At 54.2% G+C, this 17957-nt stretch carries 15 protein-coding genes; 5 read left to right on the top strand and 10 right to left on the bottom strand.

Annotation, left to right across the window (positions count from 1 at the left end; translation table 11 throughout):
• Nucleotides 1-19: 19 nt before the first annotated feature.
• From LQZ19_RS02410 to LQZ19_RS02400, 3 genes are all read right to left on the bottom strand, one after another.
• A complete protein-coding gene (locus LQZ19_RS02410) occupies nucleotides 20-1360 on the bottom strand; it encodes a TolC family protein (protein ID WP_411046046.1) in 1341 nt (446 codons plus the stop codon).
• A gap of 4 nt (nucleotides 1361-1364) precedes the next feature.
• On the bottom strand, nucleotides 1365-1517 hold the full coding sequence (locus LQZ19_RS02405; protein ID WP_411046045.1) for a hypothetical protein: 153 nt from the start codon (nucleotides 1515-1517) through the stop codon (nucleotides 1365-1367).
• Between the two features lie 161 nt (nucleotides 1518-1678).
• Nucleotides 1679-2188, bottom strand: coding sequence for a Fic family protein (locus tag LQZ19_RS02400; protein WP_411046044.1), 510 nt, complete (start codon nucleotides 2186-2188; stop codon nucleotides 1679-1681).
• A 394-nt stretch (nucleotides 2189-2582) separates the two neighbouring features.
• Here LQZ19_RS02400 and galK point away from each other — a divergent pair, with 394 nt between their 5' ends.
• Genes galK through LQZ19_RS02385 form a run of 3 tightly spaced genes read left to right on the top strand, consistent with a single transcriptional unit; the run spans nucleotide 2583 to nucleotide 6540 of the window.
• On the top strand, nucleotides 2583-3788 hold the full coding sequence (galK, locus tag LQZ19_RS02395) for a galactokinase (protein ID WP_411046043.1): 1206 nt from the start codon (nucleotides 2583-2585) through the stop codon (nucleotides 3786-3788).
• Between the two features lie 2 nt (nucleotides 3789-3790).
• Nucleotides 3791-4489 carry a tetratricopeptide repeat protein gene (locus LQZ19_RS02390; protein WP_411046042.1) on the top strand — a complete coding sequence of 233 codons (699 nt, stop codon included), beginning with the start codon at nucleotides 3791-3793 and terminating at the stop codon, nucleotides 4487-4489.
• Nucleotides 4486-6540 (top strand): 6-bladed beta-propeller, encoded by a 2055-nt coding sequence (locus LQZ19_RS02385; RefSeq protein ID WP_411046041.1) that lies wholly within the window; start codon nucleotides 4486-4488, stop codon nucleotides 6538-6540. The genes LQZ19_RS02390 and LQZ19_RS02385 overlap by 4 nt, the downstream gene beginning before the upstream one ends.
• A gap of 9 nt (nucleotides 6541-6549) precedes the next feature.
• Here the strand turns inward: LQZ19_RS02385 and LQZ19_RS02380 are convergent, their stop codons facing one another.
• The 7 genes from LQZ19_RS02380 to LQZ19_RS02350 form a co-directional block, all read right to left on the bottom strand.
• Complete coding sequence (locus LQZ19_RS02380; protein WP_411046040.1) at nucleotides 6550-7437, bottom strand: ROK family protein; 888 nt, start codon at nucleotides 7435-7437, stop codon at nucleotides 6550-6552.
• Nucleotides 7430-8377, bottom strand: coding sequence for a glycyl-radical enzyme activating protein (locus LQZ19_RS02375; protein ID WP_411046039.1), 948 nt, complete (start codon nucleotides 8375-8377; stop codon nucleotides 7430-7432). The genes LQZ19_RS02380 and LQZ19_RS02375 overlap by 8 nt, the downstream gene beginning before the upstream one ends.
• Before the next feature lie 18 nt (nucleotides 8378-8395).
• A complete protein-coding gene (locus LQZ19_RS02370) occupies nucleotides 8396-10747 on the bottom strand; it encodes a glycyl radical protein (RefSeq protein WP_411046038.1) in 2352 nt (783 codons plus the stop codon).
• A 90-nt stretch (nucleotides 10748-10837) separates the two neighbouring features.
• Nucleotides 10838-11599: a DeoR/GlpR family DNA-binding transcription regulator gene (locus tag LQZ19_RS02365; RefSeq protein ID WP_411046036.1), complete on the bottom strand. Its 762-nt coding sequence runs from the start codon at nucleotides 11597-11599 to the stop codon at nucleotides 10838-10840.
• Entirely contained in the window at nucleotides 11589-12782 is a 1194-nt protein-coding gene (gene thiI, locus LQZ19_RS02360) for a tRNA uracil 4-sulfurtransferase ThiI (protein WP_411046035.1), read from the bottom strand. The genes LQZ19_RS02365 and thiI overlap by 11 nt, the downstream gene beginning before the upstream one ends.
• Entirely contained in the window at nucleotides 12782-13921 is a 1140-nt protein-coding gene (locus LQZ19_RS02355; RefSeq protein ID WP_411046034.1) for a cysteine desulfurase family protein, read from the bottom strand. Before LQZ19_RS02355 ends, thiI begins: the two co-directional genes overlap by 1 nt.
• Before the next feature lies 1 nt (nucleotide 13922).
• The gene (locus tag LQZ19_RS02350) at nucleotides 13923-15020 is read right to left on the bottom strand and encodes an MraY family glycosyltransferase (RefSeq protein ID WP_411046033.1); all 1098 of its coding nucleotides are present in this window, start codon (nucleotides 15018-15020) and stop codon (nucleotides 13923-13925) included.
• A 149-nt stretch (nucleotides 15021-15169) separates the two neighbouring features.
• Here LQZ19_RS02350 and thrA point away from each other — a divergent pair, with 149 nt between their 5' ends.
• Both thrA and LQZ19_RS02340 read left to right on the top strand, forming a co-directional pair.
• A complete protein-coding gene (thrA, locus tag LQZ19_RS02345; RefSeq protein ID WP_411046032.1) occupies nucleotides 15170-17656 on the top strand; it encodes a bifunctional aspartate kinase/homoserine dehydrogenase I in 2487 nt (828 codons plus the stop codon).
• A 27-nt stretch (nucleotides 17657-17683) separates the two neighbouring features.
• Nucleotides 17684-17956 (top strand): hypothetical protein, encoded by a 273-nt coding sequence (locus LQZ19_RS02340; protein ID WP_411046031.1) that lies wholly within the window; start codon nucleotides 17684-17686, stop codon nucleotides 17954-17956.
• Nucleotide 17957: the final 1 nt, after the last annotated feature.

Genomic DNA, 17957 nt, shown 5'->3' with positions numbered 1-17957 from the left:
TTTTAATTAAACTGTTTCTTTACGGCTGCGGACTGTCTGTTGCAATCGGCTTTCCGGTTAATTGTTCCAGATAGGCAAGGGCTTTTTCATAGTCTACCCGTGATTTGTAATAATCAAGCCGGGCATTGCGGAGGGTTACAAGGCCATCCAGGGCCGCCATGAAATCGGTCTTTCCGTTGGTGTAGTCCACCATACTCGCCTGATATGCCTGTTCCGCCTGGGGGATTACGGTATTCTGATAGAGGCCGATGAGCCGCCATGCGGATTGCGCTTCGTTCAGGGCCATTGACAGTTCCATTCCCACCATGTTCCGCATATCGCTTACCAGCGCCTGCGCCGCCGTTACACCGGCCTGGGCAGAGGCCGCCTTTGCTTTGTACTGCCCGAACCAGATCGGCAGCATGACCATGAAGCCGACTTTCCATGAATTTCTGTTTACTTCCCTCATTTCGAGGGAATAATCAGCGCGGTTAAGCCTTGTATCCACCATCTTCATTAACATGGGGTCCATAACCGTAGACTGCACAAAACTGAAGTTCAATTTGAAGTCCGGCCAAAATTGGCTTTTTGCCATTGATACATTGTTCCGCGCCATTTCAAGTTCCCAGGTCATGCTCGCAATAGCAGGGCTGTTCTGCGCGGTATTTTGCAGGGCGGTAAATTCAAAATCCGGGGGTATTGCGGTAAATATTTCCTCCACAGTAAGCGGTGTATTGGCGCTTATTCCCAGGAGGTAATTAAGCCTGTTCCGCGCCGCCGCTGTCATTGCCGTCATGTTTTGTATCTCTACCGCCATGCGGGATATTTCGGCCTGCGCCCGTAATGTTTCCTGCAGGGGGGATGTGCCGTGGGAATAATTGGTCTGCGTAATATTGACCAGATGTTCCATGAGCCCCTGATTTTCTTTCATAATGGCAAGCGACCTTTCGGCGTAAAGGAGATCGTAATATGCCTGTTTAACCGCCGTATAAACTTCTAATTGTTTTACCGAAAAATCGGCCCCGGCCATTCCCGCTTCGCTCTTTGCCATGTTCCGCATGGCGATTAGCTTTGCGGGGGCCATGATTTCCTGGGAAAGGCTGTATTCATACATCATGGGTTTACCGCCGCCGGAAGGAATATCTTCTAACATGATGCCGAATTCAGGGTTGGGCCAGCCGTTTGTTATGGCGATACTGCGCTGTTTTTCTATCCACCGCTGGCGGCTTGCGAGCAGGGCGGGATTGTTATTGCCCGCCATATCCAGGGCTTGCTGCAAGGTTAAGGTTTCCGCTTCCTCTGCCGCGGCAAAGCCCGCAAGCAAGACAAGCAATATGACCAAGGGTAGTATTTCTGCGGTATATCGTTTTTTTGTTTTCATAGTGCTACATTCCTCCCATTCCTTCGGTGACAATTTCCCATTCGGCTCTTTCGATGGAAAGGTCTGAATACATATATTCGATTTCGTTGGACTCCATTGCCGACATGATGGTGATAATGTAAAGGTTTATGCCCATGCTCCATGTTTTCGTTTTCATACAAACCTCCATTTGTTTTATTTTTCCTTGCTTAAGTTTGGTAAATCCTTGTGTTTACGACATAAGAATAAACTGGGAATATTAAGAAATTATAAAGATGGGGAAGATTCTACGGATTTTTATTTTTTCATCTTTGTTTTTGTTTAATTGTGTAGGAATTGTTAAGAAAATCGCTGTAAGCGTAGACTTAAATCATTTCCCCTGTCGGTCAGCCGATACTTTTGCAGCCTGCTATTCGGCTTGCTGGGGACGGTCATTTCAATTAAGCCTGCAATCAATAACGGATTGATATGGCGTTTAAAAGAGCGTGAATCACCGTTCATTTCGATTGCAGCAAAAATATCCTTGCGCGAAAGAGGCTTGTTTTTGAGAGTTTTCAGAACTGCAAGTTGTGTGCCGCTTAAATCGACTTGGTGCTCATCTTGGTGCTTTTGTTGAAGCGCAATGATGTCAAAAATTGACGAAAGCGTAAACTCAATGAAAACGCCGGAATCATTGGCTTCTCTTGCGTCCTCAATCGCCTGATAATACTGAGGTCTGTTCTGATACAAGACAGACTCCATTGGTATCCACGCAAAAATTGTATTCCATTTGGCAAGCAAGAGCGTTTGCCATAGCCGCCCCATACGCCCATTGCCGTCTGCAAAGGGATGAATGGATTGTACGCACACGGTTTTCCCTGTGGAGTTTTATATCACGCTTGAATCCCGTTCCGAACTCAAGGCGTGTCACGGTTTCCACGATTTTTGCCAAATAATCAGCGGCCCTTACCGTGATGGTATACGGAGGTTTCTCAATCATCACAGTACCATCCTAATTGCCGGCGGGTTGAATAAAATATTTCTATAGCCTTGAAAGTTAGTATAGTCTGTAAACAAGGAAAATTCTATGCCTCAGGGGCTTGAGTCGGCCTTGGAGCCGGAGCAGCCGGGGGCATCCCCTGGATAAGCCTGAAATTCCGGGTTAAGGGCTGATTTTTCATATTATACTCAATTTTTATTCGTAATTTTTATTGAACAATCCTGAAATTTCCTGTAGTATAGGGCTAGAGAGGGGTTTTTGCATATGATGGACATCGGTCAGATCCACCGTACGGAATACGAGATTGACGCCGACCGATCCGGAGGGGAAAATCGGTCTGGCGGCCTCGGTGGAGGAACTGAACCTGTTGTGGTTGCCGAAGCGCCCGGTCGAATTCATTTTCTGGGCGAGCATGGCGAGCCAAAGGCCGGTTTATTCCTGTCCGCCGCTATCGACCGGTATATCAGAGTTGCAGTGAGCATGCGGAAGGATAATTCCCTTCGTTTTTTCGCGGCGGATCTGGGGGAACGGAAACGGACCACCCTGGTAAACTTGAAATACAAGCGGGAAGATCGGTGGGCCAATTATATCAAGGTGGCTATCCAGGTTTTTGCCGAATTGGGCTACCCCGTAAAGGGACTCAACTTTACTTTGATGGGAAATATTCCCCAGCAGGTAGGCTTAGCATCCTCTTCGGCCATCGAAGTAGCGTCTGCGGTAGCCCTAAAGGGCTTTCTTCAGGCCAATATCAACGACAAGGAACTGCTTAACCGCTTGCTCAGCGCAGAGGCCGCGTTTTTTGGAAAAAATGCCAGCCCTGTGGACTATCTTATCGCTTTTAACGCCAGAAAAGATCACTTTCTCCTGGTGGATGAACTTTCCATGGAAGTTCGGCGAATCAAATCTCCCCTTTCAAAGTATAAAATCGTTATCATGGATTCCCGGGTACCCCGGCTTGGGGTGGAAGATGAGCTGAAACAGCGCCGGCAGGATATCAAACGGGGGCTGGAACTCCTTGCTCAGAAAAAGCCCGGGACCAACTTACGGGATTATGCCGCCCCGGATCTGGTGGAATCCATGGGGGATCTGCCCGAGGAGATACGGCGGCGGTCCATGCATATAGTCCAGGAGATACAGCGGGTCTATGACGCGGAAGATGCCCTGAAACGCCAGGATTTTCCGCTCCTTTCCAAGGTGCTTCTCCATTCCCATGAAAGTCTGCGGGATCTGTACGAAGTTTCCTGCCCGGAGATAGATTGGCTGGTAAAGCGGGCCCAGGAGATTGAAGGGGTTCTGGGTTCCCGCATGACCGGCCAGGGCTTTGGAGGCTGTACCTATACGATTATCAACGATGGCGCAATCGGTGAATACCGGCGGCGCCTGGAGGATTACGAACGGATCTTCGGGTTTCATCCCTTGACCTATGATATCCGTCCTGCGGTAGCGGCCCGGGTTATAGAGGTTTCGTAGTTATGGTAGAAAACCGGCTTTTTGAGAACAAACTAAAAGAGGGGGTCCGGCTTTTCGGCTTAAAGCGCTGGGAGGCGGCCCTGCAGGAACTGCTCAAAATTGATACGGGGCAATGTAGTGTCGAGGAAAATACGGAACTGGCCTACTATTTAGGGCTCTGTTATATGAAGCTGGAGCGGTTTGACGATGCCCTGATATATCTGGAACAGGTGGTAACTAATAGCGAGGAACCCCTGCGGGTCTACCAGTGCCGGCTGACCCTGGCCTATGTATATGTAATAACCAAACGGGCCAAACTGGCGGAATTTGAGCTGAACCGGCTTAGCAAGAGCGGATTTGAGTCGGTGCAGATCTACACCACCATGGGTTATGCCGCATGGACACAGAAGCAGTATAAACAAGCGGTGGAGTACTACGAAAAGGCCATTGAACTTGATGAAAATAACGCAACCGCCATGAACGGCCTAGGCTATATTTTGGCGGATACCAATATGGATATATCCCGGGGCCTGCGTTTATGCCGGAAAGCGGTGGATAAGGCCCCCCAAAATGCGGCCTACCTGGATTCTCTGGGCTGGGCTTATTATAAAGGCGGAAACACCCAGGAATCCCGGGTTTGGCTCCGCCGGGCCTATGATCTGTCGTCCCATAATTCGGTGATCCGGGCCCATCTGCGTCTGGTTGTTGGGGATGGCGCATGAGGCCGGTTGCGTTGCTTATCGCCCTGGTTCTGGGCTTAGGCGGCATTGCCTTTGCCCAGGAGAGCGGCATAGGCGGGTTTGATCGGGATGCCCTGGCTGCCCGGGAGGAATTCCGCCTGGGGGTTCAGGCCTATAACCGGAGCGCCTTTAACGAGGCCATCCTTTCCTTTGAGCGATCCCTCTCCTTCAAACCCGGTGAAGCGCTGATCCTGGATTGGCTGGGTCGGGCTTACTACCGTTCCGGTATGGAGGATACCGCCCTGCGGCAGTGGCGTTCTGCGGTTGACGCCTACGGCCCTTCCAGCCGGGAAACCCTGGTCTTATCCAGCCGTATCGAAACGGTGCGGAACCGCCGCAGCCTCTTCCCTTCCCTTGATGATGAGATCCGCTATGTGGAAGCCGGAACCTATCCCGGCCTTTCCGGGGATATACGGATATACCGGCAGCCCACCACGGTACTGCCCCTGGATGACGGTTCGGTTTGGGTGGTGGCCTATGGCAGCAACGAAATTGTTCGCATAGACGTGAACGGCATAGTCCGCCAGCGCCAACGGGGCCCCCTGAACGGGTTCGACCGGCCCTACGACATGGTCCGGGGGCAGGACGGCAGGCTCTACCTTTCGGAATTCCGCGGCGGCCGGGTAAGTATACTCAGCAGTCAGGGAGAATGGCAGGGTTATATCGGTTCCAAGGGCCGTGGGGAGGGGATGTTTATCGGTCCCCAGAACCTTACCATTGATGCTGAGGGATACCTCTATGTGGTAGATTACGGTAATAAGCGGATCTCCAAATTCGACCCCGATGGCGCCTTCGTACTTTCCTTTGGGGGCCGTTCCGAAGGCTTTGCCGGCCTGCTTTCCCCCACGGGTATAGTTGCCCGGGAAGGCCGGATTTATGCCGCGGACAGCCTGGCCCGGCGGATCTACATATTTGATTCGAACGGGGACTACCTGGGGATACTCATCTCCGAAGGGCTCCGGGGGCCGGAAAGCCTTACCCTTTTAGACGATGGCCGGATCCTGGCATCCGACGCCAACCGTCTCCTGATTATCGACCCCAATTCCGCGCTGATCCGCGAACTGGGCCTCCTGGGGAATCCGCGGGTACGCATCGCCGGAGCCCGGGCGGACGGAAACGGCAATATTCTGGCGGCGAATTTTGAGGGCGATGAGGTCTCGGTGATGACCCCCCTGGACGATATGGCCGCAGGGCTTTTTGTCCAGATAGAACGGGTAATTTCTGATAACTTCCCCCGGATCACCGTGGAAGTCCAGGTTCAGGACCGGCGGCGGCGGCCTATTGTTGGGCTGGATGCCCGGAATTTCCTGATTACCGAAGAAGGCCGGACGGCCGGGGAGCGGAATTTCCTCAGCGCCGCCTTTCTTTCCGAAACTTCGGATATAAGTATCCTCTTAGATCGTTCCCCTGCCGCACTTTCCATGCAGCCGGATCTGAACGTTGCCATCCGGGATATCCGGGCTGCGGGTTCCCGGATTGTCTCCCTCATCTCCGCGGGGGAACAGCCCCTGCGTGAACGGATCGAAGGCAGCGCCCCGTCCCTGAGCGCCCTTACCGCCGCAGCCCGGGGAAGCTCATCCTCCTACTCCCTCCGCTGGCGTTTCGACATGGGACTTCGGCTGGCCGCCACGGATCTTTTAAACGGCGCTAAAAAGCGGGCGGTGGTTTTTGTCAGTTCCGGGAATTTGGGTGAACTGGCCTTTGAGCAGTACGGCCTCTCCGAACTGGCGGCGTACTTAGCCAATAACGGCATCATCTTTTACGGCGTAATGCTGGGCGGGAATCCCGCCTCCGAAGAAATACGCTACCTTTGTGAACAGACCGGGGGTCAGGTATTGTCCCTCTACCGGAGCGAAGGCATTACCCCGGTTCTAAAGGGCCTCAACACTAAAGCGGTGGGTTCCTATACCCTCAGTTACCGTACCGGTCTCCCCACCGACTTTGGCCGGGCTTATCTCCCGGTGGAGGCCGAGGTTTACCTCATGGAACGTTCCGGCAGGGATGCTACGGGCTATTTCCCGCCGATAGAATAGGAAGGTTTGCTAAACCGGGGGTACTAACAGTGATGCGCCGATGAGCCCTGCATCATCCCCGAGCTTGGCGCGTTCCATACAGAGATATTCGGGGCGGATCATATACCGCCTGGCCCGTTCTTCCACCTTTTCCAGGAAACCGGGGCTGCGCAGGGCTATGGACCCGCCAAAGATAAAAATATCCGGGTCCACGATGCAGGCAATGTTTCCAATGCCCCGGGCTAAGTTGTCTATGCACCGCTCTACTATTTGTTCAGCCTTACTGTTATGCTCCGCAAGATACAGCCTGTCGTAGAGATCCTTCACATCCACCGGATAGCCAAAGGCAGCTTCCGCCTGCCGGGCCAGGGCATGGCCGCCGCACATTTCGTTTAAGGAACCCGGGTTGGCGCCGTTATGGCAGTAACCGTCCTCGCAGACCATAAGGTCGTAGGCTTCAGCGGCAACCGAATGGGCGCCATTGACCAGCTCCCCCTTGTAAACATAGGCCCCGCCGATTCCGGTAGAAACGGTGATATAAAAAACCGATTGTTTTCCCTTACCCGCCCCCAGGAGCGCCTCCGCAAGACCCGCAGCGTTAGCATCGTTATTCAGGATAGTTCGAAGCCCCGATTTTTTTTCAAAGTATTTTACTATGTTAAAGTCGTTCCAGCCGTAGAGGTTTGGCGGGTTCAGCAAACAGCCTGCGGTAAAGTCCAGTGGTCCCGGGCAGCCGATGCCGATACCCGCATAGGGATAGTCCCGGGATTTGATAAAGTCAATCAGCCTGTCCGTATTAGCTTCGGCGGAGAGGGATCTGTCGTTGGGCATTTGGATTCGATCAACGATACTGTGGTCCTGCGCAAAAACAGCGCAGCGAAGTTGGGTGCCGCCGATATCAATACCGATACTATACATGGCTTCCTCCCGCCGGAATCAGGTTCTTTATGCCGTTCCGGCGGGCAATATCGCTAAAGCGCTCCATTGCTTCCGGACTAAAGCGCTTGGGATTTTCCTCAAAGCAGTACTCCATACCAACCAGGGGATACTTCCCCGCCGCCAGGGGGTTGTAGTTCAAAAGTTCGTACCGTACTTCGGGGTACAGGGCGCTTATGTGCCTGCCGATGGCGGCGATGTTTTTTTCCGTGGCGGTATAGCCGGGAATCAGGGGGGTGCGGACCACTACCCGTTCGGGATGTTCGCCCCGCAGCAGGGTCCGCAGATTTTCCAGGATCATCCTGTTGGATTGCCCCGTGGCGGCATGATGGGCTGCATCGTCCAGTACCTTACAGTCCGCAAAGATGGTGCCGGCCAGGGGGATAATCCGGTCCACCACGGCGGCTTCCGCAAAAAGGGATGTCTCTATGGCGGTGTTAAAGCCCCGTTCCCCGGCGGCGCGTAAAACAGCGATGCTAAAATCCGCCTGGAACAGGGGTTCGCCGCCGGAAAGGGTTATCCCCCCGCCGTTCCGGTAAAAAACGGCGTCCCGTTCCAATTCCGCCATAAGTGCTTCAACCGTAATGCTACGTGAATCCCACCGCAGGGCCCGGGTAGGGCAGCTTTTCATAATGCCTTCCCAGTCTGTCTCATCCGCAGTATTACTATTTAGATAGAGGGTGTCCTGTTTCCACTCCAGCGCCGGCGGCTGGGCGGACGATACATTGTTTAAATCCTTGGTACAGGAGCGGCAGCGGATACAGCGGTCGGCAAACCAAAGGGGCCGCCGCTTTGGGGCGAGCCCTTCGGGGTTCTGGCACCACCTGCAGCGCAGGGGGCAGCCCTTTAGAAAGACCGTTGTCCGTATGCCGTCGCCGTCGTGGGTAGAAAAACGCCGTATGTCAAAAACCAAGCCCTCCATTACCACCGGCCTGAGGGTTTAACCGTTGCTCGTGCGGGCGATGATCTCATCCTGGAGTTTGCCCGCAAGTTCGGTAAAGTAGGCGGTGTAACCCGCCACCCGCACCGTGAGGCTCCGGTATGCCTCAGGGTTTTTCTGAGCCGCCAGCAAATCCTCCCGGCGGACCACATTAAACTGGATGTGGGGGATCTCCAGGTCCACAAATGCACGCAGAAGGAGTGCAAACTTTTCTACCCCCCCGGCATTGGTGAAAAATTCCGGCAGGAACTTCATGTTGAGAAGCCCGCCGTTCGTGGTAAGCTCCTTCTCCAGTTTGGATACCGATTTAAGCACCGCCGTGGGGCCATCCATATCCCGGCCATACATGGGGGACATCCCGCCGTCGGCAAGGGGCATACCGGACAAACGTCCGTCCGGCGAAGCGCCGACCATTTCACCCATGGGTACGTGGGCGGACACGGTATACATCCCCGTATGGTAGGGCCCGCCCCGGTGGTTAGTATATTTACCCAGGGCTTCCCGGAAATATTTCGCCCATTTGGTTCCCAGTTCATCCACCCAATCAACATCGTTGCCGTATTTTGGGACCCGGTGGAGTATCCGCTGGCGCAGAACATCATGGCCTTCAAAATTCATTTCCAGGGCGGAAAGAAATTCTTTAGGGCCTACGGATTTTTCATCGAAGATCAGCTGCTTCAGGGCGGCAAGGCTATCTGCAATATTGGCAACCTGGATCATCTGGATTCCCGAAAGGTTGTACTTAGCGCCGCCGCGGGTAACATCGATCCCGGTTTCCATACAGTTGCGTATCACCGCCGACAGGAATGGTGTGGGGAGCAGTTCGATATGGGCCTTTTCGACCTCCTCGCAGGCGGCTATCATCCGTTCAATATAGTGGTCAAGGTGGGCGGCAAAGGCCGCTTCCAGCTCAGCAAAGCTTTTGTAGGTGCTTAGGTCCCCCCGGTTTTCGGCGATCTGTTTTCCCGTAAGCAGGTCCTTCCCGCCGGTGAGGGTAAGTTCCAGCGCCTTATTGAGGTTAAACATGGCCGCATCACTCCATCCCAGGTTATTCCCCTGGGTGGTAAGTTCCACGCAGCCCACGATGGCATAGTCCCGGGCATCTGTTTTAGAGATGCCGATGGTTTCCAGCGCGGGAACAATGGCCTTGTCGTTGAAGAACTGGGGCATACCGGAACCAAGGGAGACCACCTTAATCGCCTCCCGGAGCAGTGTTTCGCTGGTAAACTCGTGGAGCCGCACCGAAAGGTTCGGTTGGGGAAGCCCCAAATGCTCCTGGGCCTTCAGAAAAAGGAAGGACAGTTTGTTGGCAAAATCATTTCCCTCCGCATCCTGGCCGCCCACAGCAATGTTAAACCCGATAGGAAACCCCGCAAAATACTTGGCGCTGTTCCGGTTCCGCAGGTACACAATTTCGTTGAACTTGATCCACAGACATTCAATTATTTCCAACGCCCCCTGTTCGTCCAGGCGGCCTGAGTCAATATCTTTTTTATAGTAGGGATACAGCCAGGCATCCATCCTTCCCGGCGAAAAGGATGAGGCGTTGGATTCAAGCTGGAGAATAACAAAGAGAAACCATGTTGACTGTACCGCTTCCCGGAAAGTTTCCGGAGGCCTTTCCGCCAGGGCGGCGCAGACCCGGCTGAGTTCCCGGAGGTTTTTTTGTTTTGCCCCATCGGTTTCACCTTCCGCCATTTCTGCGGCCAGCCTGCCGTACCGGGACATAAAACGCCGTACCCCGCCCATGACGAGGATCACCGCTTGGTAGAAGTTCTGTTTTTCAGGCGTACCCGCCTCTAACAGCCGGGCCTTCGCATCAGAGAGGAAACCTGCGGGCCCCTTTTTCAGCCATCCGGCGCAGTCCGGGCAGATGTGGCCCTGGGCGTGATCCTTTTGGTTTATCTTAACCACCGGGGCGATGGAATCAAATTCTTCGCCATACCGCCGGCGCAAAATATCTTCCAGGGATTTGCCCTCCCAAAAGGGTTTAATATCCCGGCGGAATTCTTCAATATCCCCGGGTTTAACCCGGAACGGGTCCTGGGGCCGGCTTGGCAGGGTTTCAAACTCCCTATCCACCCACCCGCAGCCGCTTTCGGGAAAAACGATGCCACTGCGGATCCCCGGGCTGCGGTTGCCTATTACCAGTTCCTGGGGATCAATTTGGATTTCCACCCTATCCAGGACCGCTACCAAGGACCGGGCCCGCTGGAGTATCCGTGGAAGGTCCTGATACCGCCGGTATGTTTCGGTTATTATCCTAGCCTGTTCCAAGGAAACATACCGCGGTTCGCGTTGTATCCTTGCCTTTAGAGCAAAAATTCGTTCTGTCATAACTAGTTGTGCCATGCTCTATCTCCTCATGATCAAAGATATTATTATATTTTATCGGTGTCAAGACAAAACAATAAAATATAATAAAAATCAATAATTTTCAATTCAAAGAATTTCGAGGTTATATTCGGAAAGACTCTGGAATATCGTCCCGGAGAGCGGAGTTTCGAGGATCAGCCCGGTAAAATCTTCCAATTTGGCATACCTAAACGGGGCTTCTTCGTTGAATTTACGGGTTTCCAGGAGCAAATACTTTTCCCGGCTCTGTCCCAGAACGGCTTTTTTGGTCATACCATCGTCCACAAGATAGGTTTCTACGCTGTTGCCAAAGGGATCTACCCCGGCGACCCCCATAAAGGCGATATCGAAATGAAAATTTTCTATCGCCCCAATGGTCATGGACCCGATAAACCCGTCTTTTCCCGGGTTGATGACGCCCCCTAAAAAGATAAGCTCCGCCTTACATGGGGCGATAAGGTGCAGCATCACATCTACCATATTGGTTACCACCGTAACCGGTATATCCGAGGAGGCAATAAGCTCCGCAAGTTCGGTATTGGCGGTGGATATATCCAAAAACACCGTATCTCCGGGGTGTATCAGCTTTAGGGCCTTGGCGGCGATGGCCCGCTTGGCATCGCGGTTTTTGTCGATCCGCTGGGCGACATACAGGGCATGGGGATTGGTCCGCTTCCTCACCGCCCCCCCATGGGTACGCCGTATCCGGCCCGCCTGTTCCAGAATAGCCAGATCCTTTCGGATACAATCCTCGGTAACCCCGAAATGACGGCTCAGTTCCTTCACCCCGGCCTGGCCGTTCTGATCCACCATTTTGACAATCCCGGTCCGCCGTTCCTCAGCAAACATGGCCGTTCCCCGGAAACCCGCACCGTTCCACAACACTTTCTCTGACCGCTTTTTCGATCAGCTCATCCAAGTCCAGGGAATCGTAAAGCCGGTTCGCCTCCGCCGGATCGCCCCGCAGGATAGGGTGGGGCGGGCTGAAGAGAACGCAGCAATCCTGATAGGGCAGTATCGAAGTTTCGTAGGTACCGATTTCTTCGGCCTTCCGGATGATAGCGTCCTTGTGCATACCGATAAGGGGGCGGAGCACCGGTATCCGCAAGCGGCTTTGGGTGCAGGTGATGTTTTCCACGGTTTGGCTGGCCACCTGGGAGAGGCTCTCCCCGGTGATGAGGCATTTGCTGCGCCGAATTTTAGCGATCCTTTCTGCGCCCTCCATCATGGCCATGCGGAGGAGCACCGTGGCCCAGGCTTCCGGGGCACACTCCTTTATCCGCATCTGGAGCTCCGTATAGCCCACGGTATAGAGCCGTATGCCCAGGGAAAAGCGGCCCACAATTCCCGCCAGGTCTATCGCCTTTTGCCGGGCTTCCTCGGAGGTGTAGGGATAGGCGTGAAAGTAGACCGCGTCGATCTTCATGCCCCGGGAGGCCATCATATAGCCCGCAACCGGGGAATCGATGCCGCCGGAAAGGAGGAGCATACCCCGGCCGGCGGTCCCCACCGGGAGGCCCCCGCCGCCCTTGTGGCCAAACCCGTAAATGTAAGCCCTTTCCCGTATTTCTACCGCAATAGTACCCTGGGGATGGCGGACATCAACCTGCAGTTCCGGTAAAGCCTCGGTTACGGCGTCTCCGGCTCTGCAGGCTATGTTGTAGGAGTCCATGGGGAAGCTTTTATCGGTACGGCGGGCATTGATTTTAAAGCTGCGTACTCCCCCTTCAAAGAGGGTTTTCGCTTCGCTTACACAGGCGGCGCACACCGCCTCTATCGCTTTTTCGGCGATCCTGGTTTTTGCCCAGCCGCTTATACCCATGAGGTGGTTCAACGCATCCTCAACCTGGGCTTCCCCCTCACTTAGGCACCGCACATAGTAACGGCCATGGGTAGTTTCTAGTGACGCCCTGCTTCCCCGGAGCAGATCCCGGAGGTTCCGCTTGAGGATCTGCTCAAAGTCAGCCCGGTTTCCCCCCTTAAGGGTGAGTTCCCCCAGCTTTAAGAGATACACGGTCTTGGCCCCTTCCATTAGAGGACCTCCAGGATTTTCCCAATGGCGGCTATGAGTTTTTCGATATCTCCCATAGAAGAGGACCAGCCCTGAGAAATGCGTATCCCCTCAAGACTTTGATCCCCCTTTATCCCCATGGCTTCCAGGACCGGCCGTTTTTGTGAACGGGAAGAACAGGCGGAACCCGTGGAAACCGCAAAGCCCGCATCATCCAAAGCCCGGGCCATAACCTCCCCGGGTATGCCCCGAAAACCTGCCTGGAGTATCCAGGGAGAAAAGCGCTCATCCTCGTCCCGGCGATCCTCGGGGATCAGGGTACAGCGGTCCAGGCTTCGCAGGGCGCGGATCAGCGCTGCCCACCGTTGACTTGCCGCGGCATAGCCCGCCTGTACGGCCCGGGGCTCCGCAAAATGCTCCATACAGTCCGCCATGGCGCAGGCGGCGGAGGTATTTTCCGTACCCGGCCTGATGCCCCCCTCCTGGCCGCCTCCAACCCCGAGAACTTCCAGGGACTGTGCGGTTCGACGGAGCCAGAGCAGGCCTATGCCCCGGGGCCCGCCGATCTTATGGGCGCTGAAGGAAGCGGAATCCAGGTCCCAGCGGGAGATATCCAGGGGAACCTTTCCCAGAGCCTGAACCAGGTCGCTGTGGATATGAACGGGCGGTCCTTTACGGTTCCGGAATACCTTCACCAAGGCCGGTATGTCCATCACCGCGCCGGTTTCGTTGTTTACCCCCATGATTGCCCCAAAGCGTGTTCCCGGTAAGCCGGCCAAGGCTGTTTCCAGGGTTTTTTCGCTGACCCTGCCGTCCTTTTCCACTCCGATATAGCCCAGGCGTATCCCCATCCGTTCCAGGATCAGGGCGTTTTCCCCCACCGAAGGATGTTCCACCGCAGAAATCAGAAAAGCCGCGTTTTTTCGAAGGAGCAGGGAATGGAGGGGTATGGCGTTGGATTCGGTACCCCCGGAAGTAAAATACAGTTCCTTAGGCTGAACACCCAGAATCTTCGCGCACCGGGACCGGGCGGCTTCCAAGGCTAGACGAGCTGTACGGCCTTCAAGGTGCCGGGAAGAGGGGTTACCGAAAGGGGTAGTTACGAGACCAGTTTCCGAAGGAAGGGCCGTGGCAGCCCAATCAAAATAACGCCGGTCCATATTAGGTGGCGAGGTTTTTTCGTTTCCGCACCATATACCGGTTCACAAAATGAATGGTAACAAAGAAGGCCGAACTCGCCATATAGGCCGCTCCAAGAAAAATCAGGGAAAGGGCGCCCTTATACCGAATAGACTCGAATACCAGGACCCCCAGTATTATCTGCAACCCATACAGAATAGCGTCCACCCCCCGCACATTGAAGCCCAGGTTCATGAGCTTATGGTGAATATGCAGTTGATCCGGAGTGTCGATCCGCCGCCTGTCCCGTACCCGCCGCCAAATTGCGGCAAAGGTATCGAAAATTGGTATGGTGAGCATTGCAGCCGCGTAGAGCAGCGGGAATCCGGGGGACGTATTCCCCACATTCATCAGGGGCAGCAGGGCCAGGATAAATCCCAAAAACTGGCTGCCCCCGTCACCCATAAAGATTTTTGCCCTGGGGAAAGGCATATTGAAGACGAGAAACCCCACCAGGGAGGCGCTAAGGCAGAGGCATATAAGAATTATGGCGCTGCTATTGGCAACAAGTGAAAAAATAAGGGCGAAAAAGAGGGCCGCCAGGGCCGAAATACCCCCCGCAAGGCCGTCTACCCCGTCAATCAGGTTTACCGCATTGGTAAGTCCAACAATCCAGAGAAAAGTAATGGGATATCGCAGCCAGCCCAGGTTGCCCAGGATTCCCCGGTCGAAAAAAAGGACACTCCGGAAGGAATAGCCGGATACGACAACCAGAAAAGCCGCTATAAACTGGATAAGAAGCTTAAAACGGGGCGCCATAGGCTTGAAATCATCAAAAACCCCGGAAACAAAGACCAGGATCATCGAAATAAGGGGGAAAAGGAAGGGAAGATGAAACACAACGCCGGGAATGATCTGTACCGGAAACAGGGGGAGGACAAAACCTATACCAATATAGATGAAGATAAAAGCCGCGGCAAAACCTATGCCCCCCAGACGGGGGACATCGCCGGTATGGATTTTACGTTCATCGATAGGGTCGTACCAGGATTTTTTATGGGACAAAACGAGAACTTGGGCGACAATAATAACTGAGATTACAAAGGAAGTGACAATAACGATGCTAAAAACAAATACCATGCGGAAGTACTCCCGGGTCATTCTGATTTTTGTACATAATACTTATAGAATAAAAAAAAGTCCAGCTACATGTATTATAACGGTTTTTTAACCAAACCGGTTGATAAATACACGAAAAAAGCGTATTAATTTCAGACTGGGGGCTTATGATGCTGGTACTGAAATTTGGAGGCACCTCCGTAGGGTCTTCTGAGGCGATTGGGAAACTGATATCCATTCTTGGGGACCCGGAACATGTCCGCAAGGTCCGGGTGGTCGTAGTATCCGCCCTATCGGGGATGACCGATTCTCTTATTGGGGCGGCTAAACAGGCCGCTGCCGGAGAAAGCGCCTATGCTGCAGCGGTAAAGGCGATGGAAGACCGGCACCGCAAAATAAGCCGGGCCTTCCTTACAGGAGAAAACCGGCAGGCAGCCGATGCCGCCATAAAAGCGGTATTTGTTGAGTTGAACCGTACCCTGGACGGGATAGGCATACTTCGGGAACTTTCACCCCGGATTCTCGACCATGTGATGAGCTTTGGGGAACGGCTTTCCGCGGCGCTCATCGCCCGGGTCTGTACCGCCGGGGGTATTCCTGCGGAATACCTGGATGCCCGCCCCCTTATCCTGACCGACGATAATCACGGCGCCGCCCAGTACCGGACCGAAGAAACCTATAGCCGCATCCGTTCATACCTGAGAAAAAATACCGTTCTTCAAATAGCCACGGGCTTTATTGGCTCCACCGCAGAGGGATATACCACTACCCTGGGCCGGGGCGGTTCGGACCTGAGCGCCGCTATTTTCGGCGCCGCCATCGGGGCGAAGACCGTGGAAATCTGGACCGATGTGGACGGCATACTCACTGCGGACCCCAAACTGGTACAGAGTGCCTTTAGGATCAGTTCCCTTTCATATAATGAGGCCATGGAGCTTTCCCACTTCGGCGCCAAGGTCCTTCACCCCCCAACGGTACGCCCGGCTCTGGAAAAGGGCATCCCCATTTGGATACGGAATACCTTCAACCCCGAAAGCGGCGGTACCCTGATCAGCGACAAGGCGGGTCCCGGGGATTACCCCATCCGGGGGATCAGCTCCATGGGAAACATCACCCTGGTGCGGGTCCAGGGGTCCGGTATGGTAGGGGTCGCCGGTTTCTCTTCCCGGCTTTTCGGCGCCCTGGCCCGCAAAAGGATCAGCGTCATCCTTATCAGCCAGGCTTCCAGCGAATACTCCATCTGTTTCGCCGTGGCGCCCCAGGACGGACAGGCCGCAACTCAGGCGATTCGGGAAGAGTTTGCCCGGGAAATAGCCGATGCCGCCATTGAGGAGCCGGCGGCGGAGAATGACCTGGCGATCATCGCCGTGGTGGGCTCCAACATGAAACATACCCCGGGGATCTCCGGCAAGGTCTTCCACGCCCTGGGCCGGAGCGGGGTTAACGTGATTGCCATAGCCCAGGGTTCATCGGAAATTAACATCTCTGCGGTTATCCACAGTAAGGATGTAATCAAAGCCCTAAGCGCAGTCCACGAAGCCTTCTTCCTGGCGGAGATTCGCTCGGTGAACCTCTTCCTCCTGGGTATAGGCCTTATCGGCGGTACCCTGCTGGAACAGATAGTCGGCCACCATGAGATCCTGGCGGATGAATACAAGATACGGATCAAGGTAGTGGGGATTGCCAATTCCAAGCGGATGATCTTTAACCCCAGGGGGCTGGCCCCCAAAAAGATAAAGGCCGTTCTGACCAGCGGGGATCAATCGAACGCCTCGGCGGGTACAGAAATATTCCCCCTTGATCTGGGGGAATTTATCCGCAGGATGAAATCCCTCAACATGCCCAACACGGCCTTCTGCGACTGTACCGCCAGCGATCAGGTTTCCGCCCTGTACGCAGAAATACTGAAATCCAACATACCCATCGTCACCCCCAATAAACGGGCCAATTCCGGTTCCTTCGAGTACTACAAAACCCTTAGGGGCTATTCCAAGAACCGGGGTATTCCCTATCTCTACGAAACCACGGTCTGCGCGGGCCTCCCGGTGATATCAACCCTCCGGGATCTGGCCCTATCCGGGGATAAGGTCCGGCGCATTGAGGCGGTTCTTTCGGGTACCCTGAGTTTTATTTTCAATAATTATGACGGCAGTAAAAGTTTTTCCGCCCTGGTCAGGGAAGCCAAAGCCAAGGGTTACACCGAGCCGGACCCCCGGGACGATCTTAATGCCATGGACGCCGCCCGCAAGGCCCTGATCCTGGCCCGGGAATGCGGAATGTCCCTGGAATTCAGCGCCGTGGACATAGAACCCCTGCTCCCCCCGTCCTGCTTTAAAGCCAACGGGGTGGACGCCTTCTTTGCGGAGCTGGAAAAGGCCGACGAAGATTTTGAGAAACGCAGGAAAGCTGCGGCGGCGGAAGGCGCGGTTCTGCGCTATGTGGCGGTCATTGAGGAAGGTTCCGCCCGAATCTCCCTGCGCGCCGAAAAGCCGGGGAGCCCCTTCCTGTCTCTGATGGATGCGGACAACATCGTGGTTATCACCACCGACCGTTATTCCAAGCTTCCCATGGTGATAAAGGGCCCCGGTGCAGGCGCCCAGGTTACCGCCGGCGGGGTTTTCGCGGATATCGTGCGGATCGCCCGGACACTGGTATAACGTAGCGGTGCGTTGTATAATGACCCTATGAGTGTATTTGAAGCTGTTATGTTGTCCTGTTTTGCCGTCTCATGGCCGGTGAATATTTACAAAGCCGTTAAAAGCCGATCCGCAAAAGGGGTAAGTCTTCCCTTTTTATTCATAGTCTGGATCGGTTACTGCAGCGGTGTTATCCACAAGATACTCTTTTCCCGCGATTTGGTAATGATTTTATATATTGCCAATGTCTTGATGGTAGGAATTGATATTATTATCTATTTTATAAATGCAAAACGGGACAGGGCAGCCGGTGGAGTATAAA

It is taken from the genome of Treponema primitia, assembly GCF_046533075.1.
GTDB classification, from domain to species: Bacteria; Spirochaetota; Spirochaetia; order Treponematales; family Breznakiellaceae; genus Termitinema; species Termitinema primitia_B.
The sequence above is the reverse complement of the archived record's forward strand: the minus strand, read 5'-3'. Positions and strand labels throughout refer to the sequence as shown.